Origin of the sequence: Scopulibacillus daqui, assembly GCF_016908855.1 — a bacterium.
Classification (GTDB): Bacteria; Bacillota; Bacilli; order Bacillales; family Sporolactobacillaceae; genus Scopulibacillus_A; species Scopulibacillus_A daqui.
The window spans coordinates 43721-68437 of the sequence record NZ_JAFBER010000017.1 but is presented as its reverse complement, the minus strand read 5'-3'; the positions used below and the strand labels follow the sequence as shown (position 1 = coordinate 68437).

Sequence of the window (24717 nt, the reverse complement as noted above, 5' to 3'; positions counted from 1 at the left end):
TTTTATGTTTCCCCATGTTACCACCCCAAAGTAAATCTACGAACATTTTACCGAACAATTATCCACAAATCGACATTTTATAGTTTCCTAAACAACAACAAAACCCCGAGAACAATGATTGTCCTCGGGGTTAGCTGTTTCCATTACAAATAAACCATAAAAGGGTGCAAAAAACCCTTGATATGGCAATTATACAGAAAACGCGACTTGCTTATACGATACCCATTATTTGAAATCCTATAAAAGATTACCAATAAAAAGGTTCGCATAAGTAGAAATATCAGCCTTCTCCCATCCAGACTTTTACTGTCGGTTCTGGTTTCTCACCAGATCCACCGCTTGAGTGGCACTCGCACGGGTCACGGACTTAGAAGCTTCATCGGCTTCATCACCGCCGGTAGGGAATTGCACCCAACCCCGAAGGCATTCTCATATACTATTAATTTCATTATACACGAAATAGTCTTATATTGTCTAATTAATTAAGATTGATTGTTTCAAAGGCAATTCATGTTTGATTAAATCCTCATAGGTTTCCCTTTGAATAACAAGCTGGCTGGAGCCGTTTTCGACGAATACAACCGCAGGCTTCGGCATCCGATTATAATGGTTAGCCATCGCATATCCATAAGCCCCTGTACAAAAAACGGCTAGAATATCATTTGGTTCTGTTGTTGAAGGCAGCTTTGCATCCCAGATTAAAATATCTCCGCTTTCGCAGCACTTACCGGCAATCGTCACTGTATCATCCGCAGGTGCCGGAGCTTTGTTGGCCACTAAACATTCGTACTTTGCTTGATATAAAGCCGGCCTAAGATTATCTGTCATTCCGCCGTCTACAGAAATATATTTTCTCATTTGGGGGATATCTTTAAATGCCCCTATAGTATATAAGGTCGTTCCTGCTTCAGCTACTAAAATCCTTCCCGGCTCCACCCAAATTTCCGGGTACGCTATGCCCAGACTATCGCATTGGTCAACAATCGCCGAAACAATTGTATCCACAAATTCGCCAATCATAAGGGGGGTGTCTTCAGCAGAATATTTAATCCCGAAACCGCCGCCAACGTTTAAAACTTTAATCTCGAAATCATATCGCTGCTTCCATTCTCTCAACTTTTGGAACATTTTGTTGATCGCTTGGACAAAACTTTCATCGCTGAAAATTTGCGATCCAATATGACAATGCAGGCCTTTCAATATTAGAAACGGTGAATTTTGGGCTTTTTGAATAGCTTCTTCTAAGCTTCCATTATCAAGATTAAAGCCAAACTTAGAGTCTTCTTGGCCGGTCATAATGTAACTGTGTGTATGCGCTTGAACGCCGGGGGTCGTTCTTAAAAGAATGTCAATCGTCTGCTGGCGCTCTTTGCATAATTGATTTAATAAAGACAGTTCGTAAAAGTTGTCAATAATAATCGTGCCGATTCTTTCTTCTAAAGCATACTCGAGTTCAGCTTGTGTCTTATTATTGCCATGAAAATGAATCCGTTCCGAAGGAAAACCGGCTTTAAGAGCCGTAAATAACTCGCCTCCCGAGACAACATCTAATGATAAGTCCAATTCATTCATCAGTTGAATCATGGCAATAGAAGAAAAGGCTTTGCTCGCATATGCCACCTGCCATCGCACTTGATGCCGTGAAAAAGCCGATTTAAATTCCGCAACTTTTTCTTTAATTAAAGCAATATCGTATACAAACAACGGTGACCCGTATTCTTCAACTAATTTCATTGAATCAACGCCACCGATTGTAAGATGACCTTTCTCATTGATTCCTTGTGTGCCTCGCATTAAAATTTTCCCCTTTCCTAAGCGGGCACTACTCCAACTTTTCTGAAAACAAAGAAAGCTTATGAAACGAAGTACATAAGCTTATGCCGGTACCTCATTAGCCGGAATAGTACTCCACTACTTATATTATAGTAGTGACAGTTTAATGCTTCTTCAGCATTAACCCAGCAAATTATTTTTTGGGCAAAAATAATTCACTTCGGCAGATTGACCTTTCCGGCGCCTTCATAGCTGCCCATAGCTCAGATACCGTACTGATTCGCTCTGCTCCCCATACTCCTCAAATGATGAGGCTGTATAAAATTTATCTTGAATTATAACACACCGGATTTTAACTCACAATAACTATTTTGAAACAACCTATAAGAAAAGCCCGCTAATAGACGGGCTGATTAATCTGTTTTCTTTGGCTGTCTTGTATCATCAATAGATCTGACAATGCTTGGCCTTGTATAAGCAGTCGGCATAGCTGTCCTTATCATGATATTGAAAAAAGCTTTTGGATTAAAAGGAATAAACGGCCATAGGTACGGCGTGTTAATATTTTTGACTTGGGCCAGTAAAATAATAATGATTGTCGAGCCTATAGCGAATCCCGGAACATGAAAAATAGCCGTAATGATAATCAGAAATAGCCTAACGATTTTGTTTGCCAAACTCAGCTCATAACTCGGAGTGGCGAAGCCGCCGACAGCGGAAATAGACGTATAAAGGATGACTTCAGGTAAAAATATTCCGACTTGAATAGCGACTTGACCGATCAAAATGGCTGCAATCAAGCCGAGTGCGGTCGAAAGTGCCGTCGGCGTGTGTATGGCTGCCATCCGCAATGCTTCAATCCCAAATTCAGCAAGCAAAATTTGCAAGAAGATCGGTATATTGTAGGTATGTTTATTGGGTCCAATAAAGCTTAGCCAGTGAGGCAGCGAAGACCCCTCTAAAACAAGCAAATACCAAAACGGCACTAGAAAAATAGAGGCAAGCATCGCTATAAACCTGATCCATCTAAGAAAAGCGCCTGATGACGGTGTTTGCAAATACTCTTCTGCATGTTGAACATGATGAAATAATGTCGTTGGCAAAATGATAACGCTTGGCGATGTATCAACAATCATGACGATATGGCCTTCTAATATGTGTTCAGCCGCAACATCGGGCCTTCCGGTATACCTCACCAAAGGGTAAGGGTTAAAGCCCTGTTTCACGATAAATTCCTCAATTGTTTTATCGGCCATTGGAATACCGTCAATTTCGATCTGTTTCAATTCTTTTTTTATTGTCTTAATAAGCCCCGGATTAGCAATACCCTTTATATAGCTTATACAAACATCTGTTTTCGAACGTTTTCCGACTCTTATAAGTTCATTTCGGTAATTTTCGTCCCTAACACGTCTGCGAATCAATCCTGCATTAATGATTATATTTTCGGTAAAACCGTCTTTTGAGCCGCGAATAACTTTCTCAACATCCGGCTCTTCCGGCTGCCGGCCCGGATAATTGCGGACATCAACAACCAGTCCGACCGCTTCACCGTCAATCAGAACAACGATGAGGCCGCACAGCATATATAGCAAAACATCATCCAATGTTTTGATTTCCATCACTTGTTCATGCGCTAAGTGGTTTTTGATGACATCTTTGGCCTTAATATTTGGACGATGGGCATTCACTACTCTCATCAGTTCTCTGAATAAAAAAATGACCATTTCCGAATTGCACAGTGAGTTGCAATAATATACATGAACTTCCTCGCTAAGGATTTTCATCTTGCGTACGCCGACATCAAAGTTAGTCGCACCGATGTCCAGTTTCTTTGTTAAGTATTGTTCATTGTCTTTAACCTTTTTAAAGATTGGTTTCTTTTCTTTCTGTTGAGTTGCGATGATAACCACTCCTTTCTAAAATGACCTCCACCGCTTTTGTGGTTATAGGCGACCCGTTTTCAACCTTGTCAAGCCCTCTCATTTTGCCTATATCGCCTATGCCGACAATGACCGGAATATCCAAATAATCTAATACGTAAACCGTATCGCCAGAAATCCTTCCTATTTCTAAATCTCTCAGCCCTTCTTTGTCGACCCCGTATTCTGTTAATTCACCAAATTGGTCAATGCTGACATCAACTTTGGACCATTCGCGGTAACTGCTGTGAGAAGCCACTGCAATAGCTCCAAGGACTTCGATTGAAGGATGCGTGGCAACATATTCTAAGGCGGCCTCTCCAGGCCCCTTCCCTTTGAAGCCGCAATCATCAAACATGACAAGCACCGGATCATAAGGCGTTTGCTGAATTAAATCCACAATCTCCTGACCGCTTAACTGGGTGGGATTGCCTTCCGTTTGCGATATACAGCGGCAGCCAAGACGTTTTGCGGTATGCTCTACCGCCTCACGTGCATATTTATCGCCGTCAGTGATTAAAATGACATGCCGCTTCATAGAACTCATCCTCTCGGTTTAAAAATTAACGCAGCAATAAATCCAAACAGAATAGCTGATGTAATACCTGCTGATGTTAGTTTAAAGATGCCCATTGCGATGCCAATATATCCATGTTCTTTTCCTTCCGCCATCGCCCCGTGCAATAATGCGTGACCGAAGCTTGTAATCGGAACCGTTGCCCCTGCCCCAGAAAATTTAATAAGCTGATCATATATGCCGAATGAATCTAATAGAGCGCCAATAACAACAAATGTAACGACAACATGTGCAGGCGTCAGCTTACAAACATCTAAAAGTAATTGTCCGACAACACAAATTAAACCGCCGATAACAAACGCAATAAGATATTCCATCTTTACTGGCCTCCCGCCGCTTCGAGAACAACTCCGTGGGCAATGCATGGAATCGTCTCTTTTTGCTGTGATACTATCGGGCTGAATAAGGCACCTGTTGCAACGACAAATACACGATTTAATGAACCGGATGCGATTTGATTAGCAATGTAGCCGTATGTCACGACAGCAGAACATGCAGCGCCGCTTCCGCCGGCAAATACGGGCTGATCCGGTCTATAAATCATTAATCCGCAATCTTGATGCACACCGTCAACGTTATACCCTTTTTCATATAACAATTGTTTGGCGATTGGACTGCCTACACTTGAAAGATCGCCGGTCACAATGAGATCATAATAATCAGGCTGTCTCCCCGTATCTTTTAAATGGGCCGCAATGGTATCAGCTGCAGCAGGCGCCATTGCTGATCCCAGGTCATTAGCATCTTTAATCCCCCAGTCTGTGACCTTGCCTATGGTTGCTTCCTTGATTAAAATCGGTGATGCCTCCTTGCTTACTAAAGCCGCCCCGGCGCCTGTTACTGTATAAGTTGCTGTCTTCGGTCTCGGTCCGCCATATTCAGTAGGATAACGAAATTGTCTTTCAGCCGTTGCGTTATGACTGCTTACTGCTCCAATGACATAATTGGCAAATCCTGAATCAACAAGCAAAGCCGCAATCGCCAGAGTCTCCATTGATGTTGAACAGGCCCCAAACATACCTAAATACGGAATTTGATTCTCTCCCGCAATATAATTGGACGTCACCGTTTGATTTAATAAATCACCGGCCAAAAAAATATCAATATCTTGTTCTTTTTTGCTTACTTTTCTTAGACAGTGGCCAATCGCTTCCCGCATTAATGTTCTCTCAGCTAACTCCCAATTTGATTCACCGCAATGCATATCATCGTATACTTGATCGAAGCTATTGCCTAAAGGCCCTTGAGATTCTAAAGGACCCGCCGTTGTTCCTGTGGATGATAAGTAAATATTGCTCATAAATTTCCATGTCTGTTTTCCCATTTTCGGCATAATCTCGCCTCCTTCACTTAACCGAGTAAGTTCATAATAAACAAACGTATGATGCCTAATACAGCTGCGGAAACAACACCGAATACAATAACAGCGCCGGCCAGTTTAAATAAATTAGTCGCAATCCCTAAGACAATCCCTTCACTCTTATGTTCAAGAGCAGCCGATGTGATAGAATTGGCAAATCCGGTAACAGGGATTAAAGAGCCGGCTCCGGCAAATTGGCCAATCTTATCATAGACGCCTATTCCTGTAAGCAGACAAGAGAGTATGATTAATGTTCCTTGCGTGGGCGCTCCTGCTGTTTTTTCTGTAAAGTCAAAGAATCTGATATAAAAATTTTGCAGCGCTTCTCCCAATAAACAAATGAACCCTCCAACAAGAAAAGCTTTAATGCAATTCATTAAGTAATTGGGCTTTAATTGATACGGCTTAATATTCTTTTTATAATTGGTTTTATTATTAAGTTGACCCATGGAATAACCTCCTTATTAATCGTCAACGAATATCGTCCAATGGAATAGCGATCCAAAAACTTTTCCCAGAACAAGGGCCATTAATAAGATGAGTATTTGTTCATTGATGCCAATCCGTTTTGCCAAGATTGGAAGCACATTAAGCACCTCTGTTAATGCAGCCGCAAGCATTCCGACAAATATGCCCGAAGCCAAGCCTATCGGGATTAAAAAAACCGGTGCTGTCGCCAAATGTATATCTCTGAGGCCAACCCATGTTCCGAACAGCGCGCCAACAACAATGCTCCATTCATACGCCCTGATAAAACGAAATGTTTTTGTCAGTTGTGCTAAACGCGGAATAATACCCAGCACCGTCAAAAAAGCGACAAAACCGCACCCTACCGCTAATCCGCTGGAAAAACCGACAACGATAAGAAAGACATCTTTAATCATGATGTTTTTTTAACTCGCTTTTTTGTTTTTCTTGAACGATGACATATTGATCTAAATCCTGTTGGTAGTTAAACATTTCTACTTCCAGCGGACTGGGTTCTTCATTAAATCGCTTTTTAAAAATATGGTTGAAAAAGAGTATCATCCCAATGCCAATACCAAATGAATAGGGGATTTGCAGAATTAACGGCTTATCATTCGTCTTTCCGGTCATTAAATAATAAATTTTTTGATGTACACCCCTCATTGAAACATCTTCATGGAAATTCATAATGGTTAATCCGGCCCCGATAAATAAAAGCAGCCATACAATGATAAAAAACAAAGGCATCATTTTTCTTTTTTTTGATTCAACTTCAACAATGGCTTGCGGCGGACCAACTGTTTGAATGTCCAAGTCGGGATATAATTGATATATTTCTTTGATAACATCCATCACATCAATGACAATAAAGGAATTGTCCTCTTCTGTAACATGGTAAACTGCCAGTTCATTGATCCTATGTCTTAAGTTTTCCGGAGCTATGATTTGTGCCATTTTTTTAATCCGTATCACTTCATTAATTTTTGCTTTGAATTTTTGCCGCAGCCGAATATAAATAACAGCTGATCCCATTGTTATTTCCCCCTCGTATCATTAGTATGGATTGGCTTTTTTACAAACATTCTTCCGGCTTTTATTATCCATAACTTTCCATACCAAACACACAAAACTAACATTCCGCAAAATGAAAAAAGGCCAGTTGGTTTATTCAACCATCTGACCTTTAATATCCTCTAATATTTTCTTTTCTAACCGGGAAACTTGTACCTGGGATATCCCTAACCGTTTGGCGACTTCCGATTGCGTTTGATCTTTGAAATATCTTAAGTATACAATCAGCCTTTCCCTTTCTTGCAAGTGCTGAACAGCTTCCCTTAAAGCAATTTGGTCAAACCATCTGTTTTCGTCTTTATCAGAAATTTGATCAAGTAATGTGATAGGATCTCCATCATTTTCATAAACGGTTTCATGGATTGAAGAAGGTGTTCTAATTGCTTCTTGAGACATAATGACATCTTCTGCCGAAAGGTCCAAAGCCTCTGCAATTTCGTTAACAGTTGGATTTCGCCCTAACTTTTTTGACAATTCATCCTTTTTCTTTCGGACTTTATTTCCAGTTTCTTTCAAAGATCTGCTGACTTTAACTGTCCCATCGTCTCTGATAAATCGTTGAATTTCACCGATAATCATCGGTACCGCATACGTCGAAAATTTGACATCGTATGACAAATCAAATTTATCAACAGACTTCAAGAGACCGATGCAGCCAATTTGGAATAAATCATCTGATTCATACCCTCTATTCAGGAACCTTTGAACAACAGACCAAACCAGTCTCATATTTTTTTGAACAATAAGGTCCCTTGCTTCCTTATCCCCTTTTTGACTTTTTTCAATCAGTTCTTTAATTTCATCATCGTCCAGCAAAGGTTCCCGAGCCTCTTTTTTCAAATCGAGATCCATTGGCATCAATCTCCTTAGTTACATAAGGCTTTACTTTTGGATAAATGTTTAGTCAAATAAACGGTTGTTCCTTGTCCTGGAGCGGTATAAACATCAACATGATCTACAAAATTTTCCATGATAGTGAATCCCATTCCTGATCTTTCCAATTCGGGTTTAGTCGTAAACAAAGGCTGACGCGCTTCTTCAAGGTTTTCAATGCCTACGCCTTCGTCACGAATCATTAAATTAACTGCTCCGTCCGCCAGCTCAGCCTTAATATAGACTTTACCATCACCTTGGTTGTTGTATCCGTGAATGATGGCATTTGTTACAGCTTCAGAAACGACTGTCTTGATTTCGGTTAATTCATCCATCGTTGGATCAAGCTGTGCTACAAAAGCAGCAACAGTGACTCTGGCAAAAGACTCATTCTCACTGACAGCTAAGAATTCAAGTGTCATTTCGTTTTTCAATTAGGCCACCCCCAAAGTCTGTAGTGCATTTTGTTCATTTTCCTCTAAACGAAGGATTTTAAACATTCCAGACATTTCAAATAACCTGCGCACCGCTGGAGATATTGAACAAACAACCATTTCACCGCCCCGGCTTGCGATTTGTTTGTAACGGCCTAATATAACACCTAATCCCGAGCTGTCCATAAATTGCAATTCGCCGAGATTTAAAATGATATGGTTTATAGTCTGCTTTTGCAGCACGTCGTTGACTTGATTTCTTAAACTTTCCGCCGTATGATGATCAAGTTCCCCTTCTAAGCGAATACACAACACTTGATGCTTGACTTCCAATTCAATGCGAAGACTCACTGACTTCTCCTCCTCATTTCGTCACTAATAAAAAGCTTTTCTATATTTATAGCGCTTTATCCTCCATCATGACAAAACTAGTGTTGGTTCGAGGTGAATTAACCCCAATTCGTCATTTTCCCAATATTTCTTTTAAATAATTGCCACCACGATGCTTCTTTTATATCTTTAGCAACAATTAAAGGAGTTTTCGTTAAAACCTTGCCTTTGCTTGTTACCATATAATAACCGACAGTTGTCCCTTTCTTCATAGGCGCATGCAAATTTTTATTGATTTTTATCTTCGTTTTGATTTTATTTTTATCTGTACCTTTTTTAAGAAGCAGCACAACACGATCCTGCGTTACCACAGGCACCTTTCCTTCTTGGCTTTTGTTAATCTCCACTTCTTTGACAACGTGGTTCGCATCAACGAGCTTTTTCGTCTGATAATTGGCAAACGCGTAATCAAATAGTCTTGCCACTTGTTTATTTCTTTCCTTTGTCGTCGGCGCCCCCATAACAACAGCGATCACTCTCATATCATTTCTCTTTGCTGTTGCTGTTAGACAGTATTTTGCTTCATTGGTATACCCGGTTTTTAATCCATCTACACCAGGATAAGTCTTTACCATCTTATTGGTGTTAACCAGCCAAAACTTGTTGTCCGTATTTTCTCTCAAGTAATCTTCATATTTCGAAGTATAATGCAAGACTTTCTCATAATGGAGAAGAGCCTTCGCCATGATAGCCATGTCATGGGCGGTGGAATAATGATCTTTTGCAGGGAGGCCCGTTGGATTTTCAAAGTGTGTATGCTTAAGTCCTAATGCCTTGACTTCTTGGTTCATTTTTTTAACAAATTCGCTTTCAGATCCGGCCACGTACTCAGCCATAGCCATTGAAGCATCATTAGCCGAACCAATTGCAATAGCTTTTAATAGTTCATTGACTGTCATTTCTTCCCCAGGTTCCAAAAAGACTTGCGATCCTCCCATCGACGCTGCATGATCACTGATTCTGACCTTATCTGTTAATGAAATGTCATGACGATCTAACGCTTTAAAAATAAGCAGCAGTGTCATGATTTTTGTCATGCTCGCCGGCGGCAGCTCTTTGTTTGCGTTCTTGCTGAATAGCACACGCCCAGTATCTTTCTCAATAAGGATTGCCGATTTCACCTGATCTACAAGCTGCTTATTCTGCGGATCCGGCTTTGCCCAAGTCACAGCTGGTATTGCAAGCGACGAAAAGAAGATCATAAAACTTGTCAATACGGCCGCAAATGCCTTCATCTAGAATCCCTCCAATCCATAATCTCTAATATTCTTTCCAAAACTTTCATGTTTATACAAATCCGAGGGTTTATAGCATTATTTTTTGCAAAAAAAATGAGCAACATAAACGTTGCTCACGACATGATGATTATTCGCCAAGTTTTTGGACTAGCGCTTTAACTAATTGAACAAAAGTAACTTTAACTTTCTCCGTTGTTTCAATAACTTCTTCATGTGACAACGGCTGGTCTAATATACCCGCTGCCGCATTCGTAATACAAGAGATGCCAAGGACTTCCAAACCGCTGTGATTCGCTGCAATCACTTCCGGGACAGTCGACATGCCCACTGCATCAGCTCCAAGCATACGCATCATTCTTATTTCAGCAGGTGTTTCGTAACTTGGACCGCTTGTCGCAAGGTACACCCCTTCTTTAATATCGATTCCTTGCGCTCCAGCCGTATCCTTAGCCAATTTTATGAGCTTTTTGCTGTAAGCTTCCGACATATCAGGGAATCTCACGCCGAGCTTTTCATCATTCGGGCCAATCAGCGGATTAGCGCCAAGCATATTAATATGATCATTAATAATCATTAAGTCTCCAGGCTTAAATGATGTATTAACGCCGCCCGCCGCATTCGTTACAATCAATTTTTCAATGCCTAGAGCATTCATAACACGGACAGGAAAAGTGACTTGTGTTAAGTCATACCCTTCATAAAAGTGGTAACGCCCTTGCATAGCAACTACCGGTACACCTTGAAGCTTGCCAAAAACGAATTGTCCCGCATGGCCTTCAACCGTTGATTCAGGAAAATAAGGAATCTTTTCATAAGGAATGGCAACAGATTCATCCAGTTCATCTGCTAATACACCTAAACCTGAGCCTAAAATCAAACCAATTTTGGGTTGTTCCTTCAATTGCGGCTTAATGACTTCAAGCGCTTTATTGATCATTGTTTCTACTGACATCTTTATTTCCCCCACTATTTATATTTCCTTTAAAAAGCTTGTCCCGTGTTCTGGCATCGGAATATCAAAATGATCGCTGATTGTAGCGCCGAGATCTGCGAAAGTATGGCGAAGAGGTATCTCATGGCCTTCTTTAATGCCATTATAATAAACAAATAAAGGCACAAATTCCCTCGTATGATCGGTTCCCGTATACGTTGGATCATTGCCGTGATCGGCAGTAATGATTAAACAGTCTTCGTCAGTTAATTTTTCGAGAATTTCTGGCATTCGGCGATCAAATGCTTCAAGCGCTTCACCGTAGCCGATTGGATCACGGCGGTGGCCATATTTGGCGTCAAAGTCAACAAGATTCAAGAAAGACAACCCGTGAAACGGTTTATCCATGACTTCAAGAAGCTTGTCTACACCATCCATATTATCTTTAGTTCTAATGGCTTCCGTTACACCCTCGCCATCATAGATATCGCTAATTTTTCCTAATGCAATCACATCGAAATGCTGATCCTCGAGTTCATTCATAACCGTATGGCCAAATGGTTTTAAAGCATAATCATGACGGTTGGCCGTTCTTTCAAATTGACCCGGTTTTCCGATAAACGGCCGGGCAATGACTCTGCCGACCATATATTTCTCGTCTTTTGTCAACTCACGTGCGATTTCACAAATGCGATATTGTTCATCAATTGGAATAATGTCTTCGTGTGCCGCAATTTGCAAAACTGAATCAGCGGATGTATAAACAATGAGAGCGCCTGTTTCCATATGTTCAGCACCAAGTTCTTTAATAATTTCCGTACCGGATGCCGGTTTATTTCCAATTACTTTTCTTCCTGTCTTTTCTTCAAGCTGTTTAATTAACTCATCTGGAAAACCTTCCGGAAAAGTAATAAATGGTTTTTCGATTTTAAGACCCATAATCTCCCAGTGTCCGGTCATGGTATCCTTGCCATTTGATGCTTCCTGCATGCGGCCGTAATGAGCTTTCGGATGTTGAACAGGGGAAACGCCTTTGATATCGCCTCTGATATTGCCAAGTCCAAATGACTCTAAATGAGGCAGCTTAAGGCCGTTCATCTTCTCGGCTATATGGCCGATAGTGTCTGCGCCCTTATCGCCAAACTTTTCGGCATCCGGCGCTTCACCGATCCCGACTGAATCTAATACGATTAAAAAAATACGTTTAAAAGCATTTTTTTTCATAACAATAACTCCATTCCTTGACTAATCTTTAAATCGTTTAGCACAGTTATGTTACGCTTTCATTTTATAAGGAGTTCCCATCAAGAGAAAAGCGGACAATGGCTTGCGGACTGTCCGCTTGGCCTGCCGATATCTAAATCATGCCGTTAAGCCCTGGGATGATAATTGGTATAAATTTCTTTTAAGCGCTGCTTTGTCACGTGTGTATAGATTTGCGTTGTTGATATATCTGCATGTCCAAGCATTTCTTGGACGGAGCGCAAATCAGCGCCGTTTTCAAGCAGATGAGTGGCAAAGGAATGTCTTAAGGTATGCGGTGTAATTGATTTTGTGATACCAGCATTTAATGATAGCTGTTTTAAAATTTTCCAAAAACCTTGTCTCGTTAAACGATTGCCATGATGATTCAGGAATAAAGCTTCCTGCTGCTTATTCCTTAACAGTTTCGGCCGCCCTTCCTCTATATACTGCTTCATAGCTTTTAAAGCCATGCGTCCAAGAGGAATAATTCTTTCTTTGCTTCCCTTGCCCATGCATCGAAGAAATCCCATTGTCAGATGGATATCTTCTATATTAAGCCCCATGAGTTCAGAAACACGAATGCCGGTTGCATACAGTGTTTCCAGCATGGCTTGATCTCTTAATCCTATAGGAGTATTAGCCTCTGGGGAAGAAAGCAAAGCCTCAACTTCACTGAGTGACAGAACCTTTGGCAGCCGCCGCTCTGCTTTGGGGACACCAACATGATGCGACGGGTCATGATTAACAATATTTTCTCTTAATAAAAACTGGTGAAAGCTGCGAATACTTGCGGTTTGCCGGGCTAAAGTAGCAGGCGCCTTTCCTTCGTCTTTCAGATTATATAAATATTTAGTAATCATTGTCCGGCTGACATCTTGCCAATGAGTGACTTTTTCTGCGTCCCGTATGTATGCTAAATATTGGTTAAGATCCCTTCGATACGATTGAATTGTGTTATTTGCCAAACCGCGTTCTACATGCAAATAATGAATAAAATCCTCTACTTGGTCTTTCATGATTTTATTCCCCATTTCTGAAAAACTCGATCAACCGCCCAGACCAATCCATTTTTTTATTGGAATCAATAGGTTCATAGACCTTCACAGCACGTCCGCTTGGCTCATCATACTTATGGTAACTTTCATAATTGTGATCAAGCCACTTCAAACCAAAATAAAAGGCTGCTGTACATATAGTAAATAATACAGTTACTTTTATTGTATCAAAAATCACTTTTAAAGGCTCTTTCATATGCACACCCCATTGTTGGCAAAAATCATGATTAGTACAAGATATGCCAAATTTAATAGGGTTTATACATTAAAAAACCTTCTCCCTTATGGAAAAGGCATTCTGTCAATGATTCATCTGCTTATTTATTTTTCTTTATGCGCATCTTGACAGCGGTGGCATATACCGTGAAAAGTTAATCTATGATCTTTTATCTTAAACTGCCATTCCTTCTCAACAACTTTCTCAACATCGCCTAATAAATCTTCTTGGATTTCATCAACCGCCCCGCATTCAATGCATACGAGATGATGATGAAAGTGCGCCGCTCCTTCTTTTCTTAAATCATAGCGCGAGACGCCGTCACCGAAGTTGATCTTATCCACGACCTTTAATTCCGTTAGCAGTTCAAGCGTTCGATATACTGTGGCTAATCCGATTTCAGGCGCTTTTTCTTTTACGAGGAGGTAAACATCTTCTGCACTGAGATGGTCTTCTTCATTTTCCAATAGTACCCTAACAGTTGCTTCACGTTGGGGTGTCAGTTTGTACTTTTGTGAATGCAATTGCTTTTTAATCCGGTCTATGCGACTTTCCATACCCTAACCTCCCTCGCATTCTTTACAAAAATTATTATAGACTTTACGAAAGAAGGTGTCAAATTAAAATAATTTTAATTTATTTTTTATAATAATTATAATCTGAGACCGGATCAGCCAATAATCCCGCGAATGAATACAGGCGAAAGATAAGCTTCGTAGACTGAAACGACAAACATCAGGATGCTTACAGCCAACATTAACAAAGCATAGCGTATAAACTGCGGCAGGAGCGGTTTTTTACGGGTTTTCATTAACAATTGCCGGAACATTTTAAGAGAAAAGCTGACGGAGACTGCCCCCATAATGATAAAAGCCGGAATAACAATAAGATTCTGCGGAAAAACACTGGCCATGGCCACCCAAAAACCGTGGAACCCCATTTGATTGACTAGAAACCCAACGGTAAATCCAATAACAATGCCTTTTAAAAATAAAAGAATAAAAATGACAGGCAAGCCGATTACTGATAAACCGAGCACCCACATAAATCCAAGATACTGGACATACTGCAAGAAACTTTCACTTAACATAGCAGAAGGACCTGCTATTTTCCCGCCTGATAGTTCCTTGAAAAACTGATTTAAATAATCAAATAAATTTTGCTTCACTTCATAAGGCAAACTGTTAACGATAACCGCCCCGAAAATAATGCCCGTGAAAAAAAGAACAATAACAAACGTATAGATTGAAAGGTTATCTTGAATATGTTTTGCCATCCATTTTTTAATTTCCCTGCTGTTCATGAGTAAAGCCCCCTCTCAATAGACTTATAAAGAGTCTATGAGAGAGGCCGAAATCTATGACAAAAATCTAGTAAAAATTAATATAACATCCGCGCTACCGCCCTTTCACCTTACCGTACCTTCCAGCTCCGCCTGTTTCTAGCGACAAGCGGCCTTCCCTTGCTTTAATAATCAAATCCGCCGTTTTTTCTCCTGCGGTCCTTTTTAATTCTTCTTCACTGGCCTGATGAATCACGGCCATTTCCGTTCCAAAACGGCGAAGCAGCTTTTCTAAAGTTTTCGGTCCAACGCTTGGAATAAATTCCAGCGGCACTTGATGAATATAAGGCGGCCGTTCCGGCGGATGACCTGCTTGTTTTAATTCCATCAGGCGATCATAAACACCTTTGATCACCCGTTTATCCCCGCAATCAGGGCAGCGTTCGCCTTGTTTGTGGTTATTAAGGACTGTATAACAATTGGCGCAGCAAGTGCGGTGATATTTGCCCAAACGGGGATCGAGCCCATAATTAGCTGCGATTTTGCGTCCGTTAATGCCCTTTAAAGCATAGGAGAACTCTTTAAATGTCGGTTCTTTTAATAGAAGTTTTTGATATTCCCTTGCTATTTTCTTTAATGAATGTGCATCTGAATTGGTTAAGAAAGGATAACGGTATAGTTCAGGAATTTGATCAGCCATAGACGTATCCGAACTCAAGCCCAATTCAACCGCATCAATCAAATCAGGATCGAACACTTCCGTTAAGGAATAGGAAACCCCGCATCCGTATAAGCTTTTAAATGGTGTAAAAATGTGTGCGGGAATAAATAAGCCGCCCAGCGATTTCACTTTTTTCTGCAAAACTTTTGCCGTTCCTGAAAAGCGTTGTGTGCTAAGCGATATATTAGTCATATAACGAGATAGCCAAGCGCTGAAAGCCCGCATTTGCTCAAGCGTCGGCATAAAGGCCAAAATATGAATAGGCCCTTTCGTTGTTTCATCATTAACTTCAATTTCCGATCCTAAAAGCAAAGTGGTTGACCCGTATTTAAGCCCGCCGTCCGCAAGCTCTTTCACTAATTGATTATCTATCATCTTCTCTAATTGATGAATAACTTCTGGAACATGCGAATCAATAACGCCGATGATATCGATCCCTTTCCGATTCGACGCTTCTTCTAAAATCCGGTCTATTGTTAATGTTTTTGCACCGGTAATTTTGACAGGCTTACCGCTTTCCGTCCTGCCGATATGAATATGTAAATCTGCAAAAAAATTCTTCATTCAAGTTCTTTCCTTATATAAAGTTCAATAAAAGACATATTTTCCTTTACTCCGCCCATCGAGTATTTTTTAACTTTAACGATTGCTTGTAATTATAGATTAACAAATTTTAAAACTTTTATACAAAAACGTTGATTTTTTATCATATTGGGATTGTCGGCTTTATTCCAGTTATACCCGAAATTTTGAAGAGAGTTTGACAAACGAGGTATATTTACGAAAATAACCCTGAAAAAGTATTGAGAAGTTAGTATTGGTAATGTAGGTTATTGTTGAAGCAGATATTAAGGAGGAGCATGAGTTGAAAAAGATCTCATTTAGTTTTATGGCTTTATTTTTTGTTATTATCTTGTCAGCTTGCGGGAGTGAGAAAGCAGAAGCTGATAGTAAAAAGGAAACAACAGCATCCAGGGTTAATGGGGATGACTCGGGTTCGCGCCCTTATGCTAAATTAGATCATGCAAATGTTGATATGGCATTGGCATCTGATATAAAAGAAAAAGCGAAAAAAGTCCCTTATCATCGGTTAGGCCATACTGCAGAAGGAACAAAAATAATCATCGAGGGAAAAGCTTATCCAATAAATATGAATAATTATAAAGATAATGTAGGAAAAGATGACCAATTCAAAGTACGCGATCGAGATGGCAACGAATATATTATTAAGAACGAAGACTTGTCATATATAAATACTCACCAATATAAACGGGTTCGCCTCTACGGAACATATGAAGGCCAAGAAAAAGAAATTAAAGCCGACCCTAATAAACAAACAAGTACACCTCCTAGAAGCTTACCAACGATTACTGCCTACATCATTGAAAACAAACCACGTACAGCTGAAGAAATAGCTAAAGATAAGGCTATTAAAGACAGAATACAAAAAGACTTTAAAATCAATTCTGTTATAGATGAGGTTTCCGAAGCTGTTCATAAACAGTTTGGGGATAAAAACACCTTTAATAATGAAGAAAGTATTATTGGCATTAGCTATAATAAGGATAACGAAATATCAATAAAAGTTTTTGGAAGAGATAATCCATCTAAAAACTTGATAAAAAAAGGCATGTGGAAGGATATAGCTGACACATTAGCGGATTTAAAAGATCATACGGATATTAACAATATAGCATTTAACATTGTTTTCCCTATGAAAGGCAAAAACGGAAACACCTCTAATGATATTGTTATGAAAGCATCATTTGATAGAGATACATTAGATCAGATTAACCGGGATAATCCCCCATCCGATAATATTCCAAACACAGCAGATGATTATTGGGAACACCCTTCATTTAAGAAGAATTAGCCACCATCATACAGGTGGCTTTTCTTTTTGAAATATCCATATGTAATAACAAATAACAGCAGCGGCTATTATTCCCAGACTGTTTTATTCTCCTTATTTTTTGTCATACAAATTATAAAAAAACTAAAGGCTTTGAAAAAGAACTGTCCAAAGGTTCGCTTCTTGCTTTGATTGCAAGCAAATAGCCTCCCCTAAGAAATCAAGGGATTTTAACGATTAACTGCTTATCAATTGCATATATTGAACGGCATAAACAGTCTTTGCATCAAATATGCGTTGATCCCTTATCATATCAACAGCTGCTTCTAAATCCACTTCTATATTTTCTAAAAACTCGTCTTCATCCAAGTGCTTCTGTCCTTCAATTAACGAATCTGTAAAATAAATGTGAACAAGTTCATTGGCGAAGCCGGGTGATGTATAAAAGGAAACAACATGGCTCATTTCCTTGCATTTATACCCCGTCTCCTCTTCAAGTTCCCGCAGAGCAGTTTGCTTCGGATCTTCGCCAGGTTCGAGTTTTCCTGCAGGAATTTCATAAATAACCTTTTCGAGCGGTTTTCTGAATTGTTTAACCAATAGAAGCTTTCCTTCTGAATTCAGAGCGATAACCGCCACTGCCCCCGGATGATCGACGATTTCTCTTTTGCTTGTTCCTCCATTTGGAAGGGTCACATCATCTACTCTGACCTTTATAATTTTCCCTTCATAAATTGTTTTAGAATGAATTGTTTTTTCATTTAATGTGTCCAAATAAAGACATTCCCTTCTTTAAAACTCTTTTTATATACTTTTACTGTTTTTAATGTGCTGCGAATGAAAGTATAAGCGCTACTAGGCCTCTGTCTTCGCCTTTCGGCTCGCCAATCGGCAAGTTTTCTTTATACGTTAGATTGATTTATTGGCTGACCGCGGGCTGGTTCACCGTTGTTGCCAATCTAAGGTTCTAAGTATAAGTGCAACTAAGCCTCTGTCTTCGCCTCCCGGCTCGCCAATCGGCAAGTTTTCTTTATACGTTAGTTTGGTCAATTGGCTGACCGCGGGCTGGTTCACCGTTGTTGCCAATTGAAGGTTCTAAGTATAAGCGCAACTACGCCTCTGTCTTCGCCTCTCGGCTCGCCAATCGGCAAGTTTTCTTTATACGTTAGTATGATCAATTGGCTAACCTGGAGCCTTCTCGACGTTGTAGCCAATTAAAGGAACTAAGTATAAGCGCAACTAAGCCTCTGTCTTCGCCGCCGGCTCGCCAATCGGCAAGTTTTCTTTATTGTAACATAATTAATGGTTTCGTTTGAAAAATAATTTCTCTGTGTATAATTTTGAATTCATTGAATTTTATCCTTGAAAATTTTGGTTTGCATCTCTAAAATTAATTTTATCATTAAAGAGAAATGGGGTTAGAATGATGAGATCTTCCCAATCAAACGAACTGATGCTTGGCTCATTGGCAGCTATTGGCGCCTATTTCTTATGGGGCATTTTGCCTGCCTATTGGAAATTAATCGATGGCGCTGGCGCCGAAGAAGTGCTTGCCCAAAGGATTATTTGGTCTTTTGTTTTTATGTTGATTATTATTTTAATAACTAAGAACACAGTTCATCTAATTAACGACATAAAACAATTGTTTGCCAAACCAATAAAATTGCTGACTATTATCGCAGCGTCTCTTCTCATTACATTAAACTGGTATATATTTATTTGGGCTGTAGAACACGGTCATGTCGTACAATCCAGTCTCGGTTATTACATTAATCCGCTAATCAGCGTTTTACTGGGGATTGTCTTTTTAAAAGAAAAACTTTCAATGTGGCAAATGGTGTCCTTTATCACCGCGCTTATCGGCGTTGTATTAATGACCGTTCAGACAGGGACTTTCCCTTGGATTTCGTTAGGCCTTGCCTTGACTTTTGGCTTATACGGCCTCCTTAAAAAAACTGTCCGCTTAAGAGCGATGACGGGATTAACCATTGAGACATTTATTGTCACACCCGTTGCCTTATTATATTTAGCCTTCTTCGATGCTCACGCGGACCGGTTATTTAGTTTTAGCGATCCAACCTTAACTTTGTTGCTAATAGGGGCTGGCGTTGTTACTGCTGTACCTTTATTGCTGTTTGCCGCTGGAGCTAATCGGATTTCACTAACAATGGTCGGATTTTTCCAATATATTGCACCGACACTTATGCTGATTCTTGGTACACTTTTCTATCATGAGCCGTTCGACCGTCATAACCTTTTATCATTTATTCTCATCTGGTTATCACTCATCCTTTACGCTTTCTCACGATCAAAATGGCTTGTCGGTATTGAAGACAAAATCTTTCATAGAAAGCACAGCCCTTATCCGAATGAAAAATGCAGAAGCCAATAAGACTTCTGCATTTTCATGCCTTTTAAAAGATTTATAGATTTCTCAGTGTACAATCAATCGACTCCGCTCATTAAGCTATGAATTTTCTTAGATAAGAAGAGAAGGATGATCCCAATCACAATAGACACAATGCCTATAACGGTAAAGTACAAGATTTCTGTATTGGCATTAAATAACTTTACTAATTGCGCATTAATGGCTTGTGCCGAAGCATTTGATAAATACCATACACTCATTGTCTGCGAAGCAAAGGCAGCCGGCGCAAGCTTAGTGGTTGCGGAGGCTCCTACAGGAGATAAGAAAAGTTCTCCTAAAGTCACAAACAAGAAGCTGACGACAAGCCAGAGCGGACTAATCTTATGATCGGTTCCAGACATAAAAGGAATGACCATGATCAAGAAAGATATACCGGCCAAGATAACACCGATGGAAAATTTCACAGGTGTAGAAGGCTGACGTTTGCCTAATTTTGTCCACACAACCGCAAACACAGGAGCTAAAATAACAATATATAACGGATTAATGGATTGGAACCAAGATGACTGGATATGCAGCCAGCCAAGATCAAGTTTCGTTTGAGAATCAGCCACTTGAGAAAAAATAGTTGAACCTTGCTCTTGAATGGACCAGAAACAGATGGCTGTAATAAATAACGGTATATAAGCGATAAGCCTTGATTTTTCAACTTGAGTCGTTTTTTTGCTTGTGTACATCACAATAAAATAAGCTAACGGAATAACAACTCCTAAACCACTGACAACATAAGTAAACCTATTAATGGTTAACAGTCCATTTGGAATTGTTGCAATTAACAAAATAATAATCACTATAGCCCCAATGCCGAAACGTATAAACACTTTCGATTTTTCTTCCGTCGTTAAAGGGTTAGGAACATATCGGCCAGCTTGCCCCAAAGTTTTTCTTGATGTTAAGATGTACCAAATAAGGCCTATGATCATGCCAACGGCCGCAATAGCAAACCCAAGGTGGAAGCTGTAAACTTGTCCGACAGTTCCAACAATAAGCGGTGCCAATAGCGAACCTGCGTTGGCTCCGGCATAAAAAATACTGAAACCGGCATCTCGGCGATAGTCGGTTTTGGAATACAAATCACCTACGATATTGGATAGATTAGGTTTTAAAATCCCGGAGCCTAAAATGATAAGTGCCATCGAAACATATAATGCCGGCACACTTCCTGGAATCGATAAAACCAAATGTCCAAATGCAATCAGCAGGCCGCCAAATATAATTGTCGATCTGCTGCCTAAAATCCGGTCGGCCAGCCAGCCGCCGATAATGCTTGACATATATACCAGTGATCCGTAAATAGACATAATAGATGCTGCGGTCGCTTTATCAAGACCCAAACCGCCTTTAGTTGTTGAATAATAAATATAAAATAATAGAATGGCGCGCATGCCGTAATAAGAAAAGCGTTCCCAAAACTCAATTGAAAACAGGGTTGCGAGACCTCTAGGATGACCAAAAAAACCGGTCTGAGGTATGGTCTCCAGCCTTTTTTGTTTATCATCTGCCATATCAGTTGCTCCTTTTTCACGAGAAATTCTATGATGTTGTTTTTATCACTCAACAGATAATAGTGTGAAAATTCTCGATACACCCCCTGATAATCTACCTTCTCTATTTTGCCATTTCTCTATATTAACTTTCAAGAGAATGGAATAAATTTGTTAAATAAGGAAAATAACGAAAACAAGAATTATTAAAAAAGAATCGTAACTCAGATAGTTGCGATTCTTTAATAATTATAAATTTCCTTTTTATTTTTCGGTGAATGCATGCTCCCTTTCGATTTTGCATATCCGTATGACGCAGTGTTCATACCAGTCACTTTTCCCCTTTTCCTGAGCGGCCTTATGCATCACATGTTCTTTCCATTGATGAATAGCCTCCAAAGATTCCCAATATGAAACAGTTATCCCGAGGCCTGTTTCGTCTCTAACACTTTCAACATCTATAAATCCATTAGGTTTTCATATATTAACCTCTCAATCATTCAAAAATGTAAAAGGTAATGAAAATATTCGTTATCTTTTATTATTCATAGAGGTGCTGGGTAAGTCCTAAGGCTGGTAATTCCCGTTTTGTTCTCCTTCAGCCCCTTAAGAAAGTGCCTGCCTTCTGGTCTATTGGATGACGGGTGTAAAAAACTCTGTACTTATCAAAGACCGGCGTAATGAGATCAAGATCTTTGACTCCCGCTCTAATGGCTTTTTTATATGGTTCTATATAGCATCAAGATATATTATCCAATTTTCCCTACAACGTGAATGTCGATCGTTCGACTTTTCATTCTATATCCTTATATAATAAAATCAAGGATTAACAGTGGGATTTTGTTCTTTCCTACTGGTGATGACTTGAACTTATCGGTATCTTTACTGTCCGATAGCATAATCTTTCGTTTTCAGACAGGAGTCTGGCGGACAGCTGCACGGCTAAGAAGTATAAAAAAGTGATGGACAGGAGGAAAAAGCATGAAGAAAAATCAGCTAGGCACCTCTGACCTTTATGTCAGTGAAATTGGTTATGGCACAATGTCTCTTCCAAAAAGCGAACGGAATGCTGTTTACCTTGTAAATAAAGCGATTGATGAAGGCGTTAATTTTTTTGATACTGCGGACTTATACGATTATGGGCGGATTGAAGAAGTTTTAGGCAAAGCCATAAAAGGAAAAAGGGATCAGATCATTCTTGCTACAAAAGCCGGCAACCATTGGGAACCCGGAAAAGAAGGATGGTTTTGGGACCCTTCTAAAGCTTACATAAAAGAAGCTGTTAAAAAAAGCTGTCAACGGTTAAACACTGATTATATTGATCTCTTTCAGCTGCACGGCGGTACGATTGAAGATCCTATCGACGAAACCATTGAAGCTTTCGAAGAATTAGTTCAAGAAGGCATTATACGTTATTACGGTATCAGCTCCATCCGGCCAAATGTAATACGCGAATACGTAAAGAAATCTTCAATTGTCAGTGTCATGATGCAATACAGTATCTTAGACCGGCGGCCCGAAGAAGAAATGCTGGACTTTCTAAAAGAGAATAATGTCAGTGTTATAGCCCGCGGCCCTGTCGGCAAAGGGATTTTATCTGATAATGGCTTAAACAAAATACCGGAAAAAGGTTATCTTGATTATACAAGCGAAGAATGCCGGACGCTGGTGGCCCAACTCAAAGAGAAAACAAACAGCGCACGTCTTCTGTCTCATACAGCTATTCGATATGTATTAGCCCATCCGGCGGTAGCTGCGACCATACCTGGAGCAAGTCGTGAAGAGCAATTGATCAGTAACCTTCAAGCCGCCGATTCTCCAGATTTATCTGACCAAGAAATCCAAATGATTAAAGAGCTGTCAAAGGCAAATCAATATAAACAGCACCGATAGGCAGATGGCGTATTCGTGTAAGCCGCAAAGAAAGGCTCCTTTCCTTGCGGCTTATTGATATTGAAATAGAGTGATGCAAGTCTTAACTATTGCATTGGATTTGAAAAGTCATTAACTAGTATTTTGACTCGGTCCCCTTGCTGAATTTTCCCAGGCCTTTCTACAGCACAAACGATGCCTCTGCGTTTGAAGGCTGCGCTGACAAATTGAGCGGCGAGCTTAGGACGGCTGCCGTGAATGTTTTGAATCACTTTACCGGGTAAAACGCATGGCTGGTTTTCTCCCATGCAAATTAACCCTGTCCCATTTGGAAATAGAATTCGCGATCCCATAGGCAGTTGAGTCAATTCGGCATAACCGCTGAGCAATAGATTAGCCCCCAGCCATTCAGGCAGTATATTTTCTAATGACAACTTTTCAGCTATTAATAAACATTCTTCAGCTGATAATATTGAGATCTGCCTTCGGTTTAAGATTTCTGTCCCTTTCGGATACATTGGCTGACGAGAGTTTGAAGCGATCGTCATTCCGAAATGCCTGTCGCCTGGAATGCCGCCAAATTCAAGGGTGGCTTCTTCAAGCCGGCGCGTGATGAATGATTCTGGATGATCGCCTATAAGTACAGCTTCAACAACAGCCTCTAATGTTTTCATTTTGGTCCTCCATGGTAACTTATGGCTTTATTTATATTTTAACTTAATTATTTTTGACAAAAAAGAATTGATTGCATTTTCAGATAACAAATAATATACTTTTAAATAAAAGCGTTCGTAGTTTAAAAGAAGGAGCAAAAGTCATTGGTTAACAATCAAGTTAATATTCAAGGCAATAAAGTGATTTTACGAGATTTAACTGAAGATGACGTGAAACACATTTATTACTGGATTTATGAAGCCGAAGACCGAGAGCATATGAAATGGAACGGTCCTTACATACCCGTTGAACCGAAAACATATGAAACGTTTTATAATGATTACAAAGATGATCTGAAGATTGCCGGTACAAAAGACCCCCGTTCGACATTAGTCATAGAAGCTGATCAGAAGCTCATAGGCACCGTGGGATGGTATTGGGTCAGCAAACATACAAATTGGCTGGAAAACGGCATTGTCATTTATGATTCAACTTATTGGTCCGGCGGTTATGGAACGGATGCTTTTAGTCTATGGACAGATTATATTTTCGAAAATATGGATGTTGTTCGGGTCGGCATAACGACTTGGTCAGGAAACGAACGAATGATCAGGCTGGCTGAGAAAGTGGGTATGATTGAAGAAGGGCGCATTAGAAAGGCGAGAATTGTAGATGGCAAGTATTACGACTCGGTAAAAATGGGAATTTTACGAGTAGAATGGAAATCAAGGAAAAGCAGCCGCTAAATACAAGGCTGCTGACCATCACCTTACCATTCTATTTTCCGATTATCCCCACAAACCCCCAGAAGCAATGGTTTAATTTGCATTTTCCTGCCAACATGTTCAATAGTTTATTCAATAAATGATT

Annotated in this window: 28 protein-coding genes, 1 pseudogene and 2 riboswitches; of the genes and pseudogenes, 4 read left to right on the top strand and 25 right to left on the bottom strand. The window is 39.9% G+C overall.

What is annotated here, in order from left to right; genetic code table 11:
• Window positions 1–279: 279 nt before the first annotated feature.
• Window positions 280–429: riboswitch (FMN riboswitch) on the bottom strand.
• A 45-nt stretch (window positions 430–474) separates the two neighbouring features.
• The 19 genes from lysA to JOD45_RS11900 form a co-directional block, all read right to left on the bottom strand.
• Window positions 475–1800, bottom strand: coding sequence for a diaminopimelate decarboxylase (lysA, locus tag JOD45_RS11990; protein ID WP_380897288.1), 1326 nt, complete (start codon window positions 1798–1800; stop codon window positions 475–477).
• A 93-nt stretch (window positions 1801–1893) separates the two neighbouring features.
• A riboswitch (Lysine riboswitch) is annotated at window positions 1894–2078 on the bottom strand.
• Window positions 2079–2186: 108 nt separating this feature from the next.
• Window positions 2187–3677 carry a spore germination protein gene (locus tag JOD45_RS11985; protein ID WP_205004135.1) on the bottom strand — a complete coding sequence of 497 codons (1491 nt, stop codon included), beginning with the start codon at window positions 3675–3677 and terminating at the stop codon, window positions 2187–2189.
• Window positions 3640–4233, bottom strand: a complete 594-nt coding sequence (gene spoVAEA, locus JOD45_RS11980) for a stage V sporulation protein SpoVABEA (RefSeq protein WP_205004131.1) — start codon at window positions 4231–4233, stop codon at window positions 3640–3642. The genes JOD45_RS11985 and spoVAEA overlap by 38 nt, the downstream gene beginning before the upstream one ends.
• A gap of 5 nt (window positions 4234–4238) precedes the next feature.
• Complete coding sequence (gene spoVAE / locus JOD45_RS11975; protein ID WP_205004130.1) at window positions 4239–4589, bottom strand: stage V sporulation protein AE; 351 nt, start codon at window positions 4587–4589, stop codon at window positions 4239–4241.
• A 2-nt stretch (window positions 4590–4591) separates the two neighbouring features.
• Window positions 4592–5605 carry a stage V sporulation protein AD gene (gene spoVAD, locus JOD45_RS11970; protein WP_205004129.1) on the bottom strand — a complete coding sequence of 338 codons (1014 nt, stop codon included), beginning with the start codon at window positions 5603–5605 and terminating at the stop codon, window positions 4592–4594.
• 17 nt (window positions 5606–5622) lie between these two features.
• Window positions 5623–6081, bottom strand: coding sequence for a stage V sporulation protein AC (spoVAC, locus tag JOD45_RS11965; protein WP_205004128.1), 459 nt, complete (start codon window positions 6079–6081; stop codon window positions 5623–5625).
• Between the two features lie 15 nt (window positions 6082–6096).
• Window positions 6097–6516, bottom strand: a complete 420-nt coding sequence (locus JOD45_RS11960) for a stage V sporulation protein AB (RefSeq protein WP_205004127.1) — start codon at window positions 6514–6516, stop codon at window positions 6097–6099.
• The gene (locus JOD45_RS11955; protein WP_205004126.1) at window positions 6509–7132 is read right to left on the bottom strand and encodes a stage V sporulation protein AA; all 624 of its coding nucleotides are present in this window, start codon (window positions 7130–7132) and stop codon (window positions 6509–6511) included. Before JOD45_RS11955 ends, JOD45_RS11960 begins: the two co-directional genes overlap by 8 nt.
• A 132-nt stretch (window positions 7133–7264) precedes the next feature.
• The gene (gene sigF / locus JOD45_RS11950) at window positions 7265–8023 is read right to left on the bottom strand and encodes an RNA polymerase sporulation sigma factor SigF (protein WP_205004125.1); all 759 of its coding nucleotides are present in this window, start codon (window positions 8021–8023) and stop codon (window positions 7265–7267) included.
• Between the two features lie 14 nt (window positions 8024–8037).
• Window positions 8038–8478 carry an anti-sigma F factor gene (gene spoIIAB / locus JOD45_RS11945; protein ID WP_205004124.1) on the bottom strand — a complete coding sequence of 147 codons (441 nt, stop codon included), beginning with the start codon at window positions 8476–8478 and terminating at the stop codon, window positions 8038–8040.
• Window positions 8479–8829 (bottom strand): anti-sigma F factor antagonist, encoded by a 351-nt coding sequence (gene spoIIAA, locus JOD45_RS11940; RefSeq protein WP_205004123.1) that lies wholly within the window; start codon window positions 8827–8829, stop codon window positions 8479–8481.
• 98 nt (window positions 8830–8927) lie between these two features.
• Window positions 8928–10103, bottom strand: coding sequence for a D-alanyl-D-alanine carboxypeptidase family protein (locus tag JOD45_RS11935; protein WP_205004122.1), 1176 nt, complete (start codon window positions 10101–10103; stop codon window positions 8928–8930).
• Window positions 10104–10233: 130 nt separating this feature from the next.
• The gene (locus JOD45_RS11930) at window positions 10234–11043 is read right to left on the bottom strand and encodes a purine-nucleoside phosphorylase (RefSeq protein ID WP_380897285.1); all 810 of its coding nucleotides are present in this window, start codon (window positions 11041–11043) and stop codon (window positions 10234–10236) included.
• A 33-nt stretch (window positions 11044–11076) separates the two neighbouring features.
• Window positions 11077–12261, bottom strand: coding sequence for a phosphopentomutase (deoB, locus tag JOD45_RS11925; protein WP_205004120.1), 1185 nt, complete (start codon window positions 12259–12261; stop codon window positions 11077–11079).
• 146 nt (window positions 12262–12407) lie between these two features.
• Entirely contained in the window at window positions 12408–13298 is an 891-nt protein-coding gene (xerD, locus tag JOD45_RS11920) for a site-specific tyrosine recombinase XerD (RefSeq protein ID WP_205004119.1), read from the bottom strand.
• Window positions 13299–13302: 4 nt separating this feature from the next.
• Entirely contained in the window at window positions 13303–13533 is a 231-nt protein-coding gene (locus JOD45_RS11915; protein WP_205004118.1) for a YqzK family protein, read from the bottom strand.
• A gap of 125 nt (window positions 13534–13658) precedes the next feature.
• Window positions 13659–14111 carry a ferric iron uptake transcriptional regulator gene (gene fur, locus JOD45_RS11910; protein ID WP_205004117.1) on the bottom strand — a complete coding sequence of 151 codons (453 nt, stop codon included), beginning with the start codon at window positions 14109–14111 and terminating at the stop codon, window positions 13659–13661.
• A gap of 113 nt (window positions 14112–14224) precedes the next feature.
• Entirely contained in the window at window positions 14225–14857 is a 633-nt protein-coding gene (gene spoIIM / locus JOD45_RS11905) for a stage II sporulation protein M (protein ID WP_205004116.1), read from the bottom strand.
• A gap of 94 nt (window positions 14858–14951) precedes the next feature.
• On the bottom strand, window positions 14952–16121 hold the full coding sequence (locus JOD45_RS11900) for an endonuclease Q family protein (protein ID WP_205004115.1): 1170 nt from the start codon (window positions 16119–16121) through the stop codon (window positions 14952–14954).
• A 301-nt stretch (window positions 16122–16422) separates the two neighbouring features.
• Between JOD45_RS11900 and JOD45_RS11895 the strand changes: the two genes are divergently transcribed.
• On the top strand, window positions 16423–17430 hold the full coding sequence (locus JOD45_RS11895) for a hypothetical protein (protein WP_205004114.1): 1008 nt from the start codon (window positions 16423–16425) through the stop codon (window positions 17428–17430).
• Between the two features lie 216 nt (window positions 17431–17646).
• On the opposite strand, the gene JOD45_RS11890 is transcribed toward JOD45_RS11895, so the two are convergent.
• From JOD45_RS11890 to JOD45_RS11880, 3 genes are all read right to left on the bottom strand, one after another.
• On the bottom strand, window positions 17647–18183 hold the full coding sequence (locus JOD45_RS11890; protein WP_205004113.1) for an NUDIX domain-containing protein: 537 nt from the start codon (window positions 18181–18183) through the stop codon (window positions 17647–17649).
• A gap of 168 nt (window positions 18184–18351) precedes the next feature.
• Window positions 18352–18495: a hypothetical protein gene (locus JOD45_RS11885; RefSeq protein ID WP_205004112.1), complete on the bottom strand. Its 144-nt coding sequence runs from the start codon at window positions 18493–18495 to the stop codon at window positions 18352–18354.
• Window positions 18480–18623, bottom strand: coding sequence for a hypothetical protein (locus tag JOD45_RS11880; RefSeq protein ID WP_205004111.1), 144 nt, complete (start codon window positions 18621–18623; stop codon window positions 18480–18482). Before JOD45_RS11880 ends, JOD45_RS11885 begins: the two co-directional genes overlap by 16 nt.
• Window positions 18624–18835: 212 nt before the next feature.
• Here JOD45_RS11880 and rarD point away from each other — a divergent pair, with 212 nt between their 5' ends.
• Window positions 18836–19801 (top strand): EamA family transporter RarD, encoded by a 966-nt coding sequence (rarD, locus tag JOD45_RS11875; protein ID WP_205004110.1) that lies wholly within the window; start codon window positions 18836–18838, stop codon window positions 19799–19801.
• 53 nt (window positions 19802–19854) lie between these two features.
• Here rarD and JOD45_RS11870 read toward each other — a convergent pair whose 3' ends face one another.
• Entirely contained in the window at window positions 19855–21342 is a 1488-nt protein-coding gene (locus JOD45_RS11870) for a peptide MFS transporter (RefSeq protein WP_205004109.1), read from the bottom strand.
• A gap of 243 nt (window positions 21343–21585) precedes the next feature.
• Window positions 21586–21789 (bottom strand): annotated as a pseudogene (locus JOD45_RS16610) (antibiotic biosynthesis monooxygenase family protein); the annotation flags it as partial.
• 513 nt (window positions 21790–22302) lie between these two features.
• On the opposite strand from JOD45_RS16610, the gene JOD45_RS11865 reads away from it, so the two are divergent.
• Window positions 22303–23214, top strand: coding sequence for an aldo/keto reductase (locus JOD45_RS11865; RefSeq protein WP_205004108.1), 912 nt, complete (start codon window positions 22303–22305; stop codon window positions 23212–23214).
• A gap of 86 nt (window positions 23215–23300) precedes the next feature.
• On the opposite strand, the gene JOD45_RS11860 is transcribed toward JOD45_RS11865, so the two are convergent.
• Window positions 23301–23867 (bottom strand): MOSC domain-containing protein, encoded by a 567-nt coding sequence (locus JOD45_RS11860; RefSeq protein WP_205004107.1) that lies wholly within the window; start codon window positions 23865–23867, stop codon window positions 23301–23303.
• 144 nt (window positions 23868–24011) lie between these two features.
• On the opposite strand from JOD45_RS11860, the gene JOD45_RS11855 reads away from it, so the two are divergent.
• On the top strand, window positions 24012–24593 hold the full coding sequence (locus JOD45_RS11855; RefSeq protein ID WP_205004106.1) for a GNAT family N-acetyltransferase: 582 nt from the start codon (window positions 24012–24014) through the stop codon (window positions 24591–24593).
• Window positions 24594–24717 lie beyond the last annotated feature (124 nt).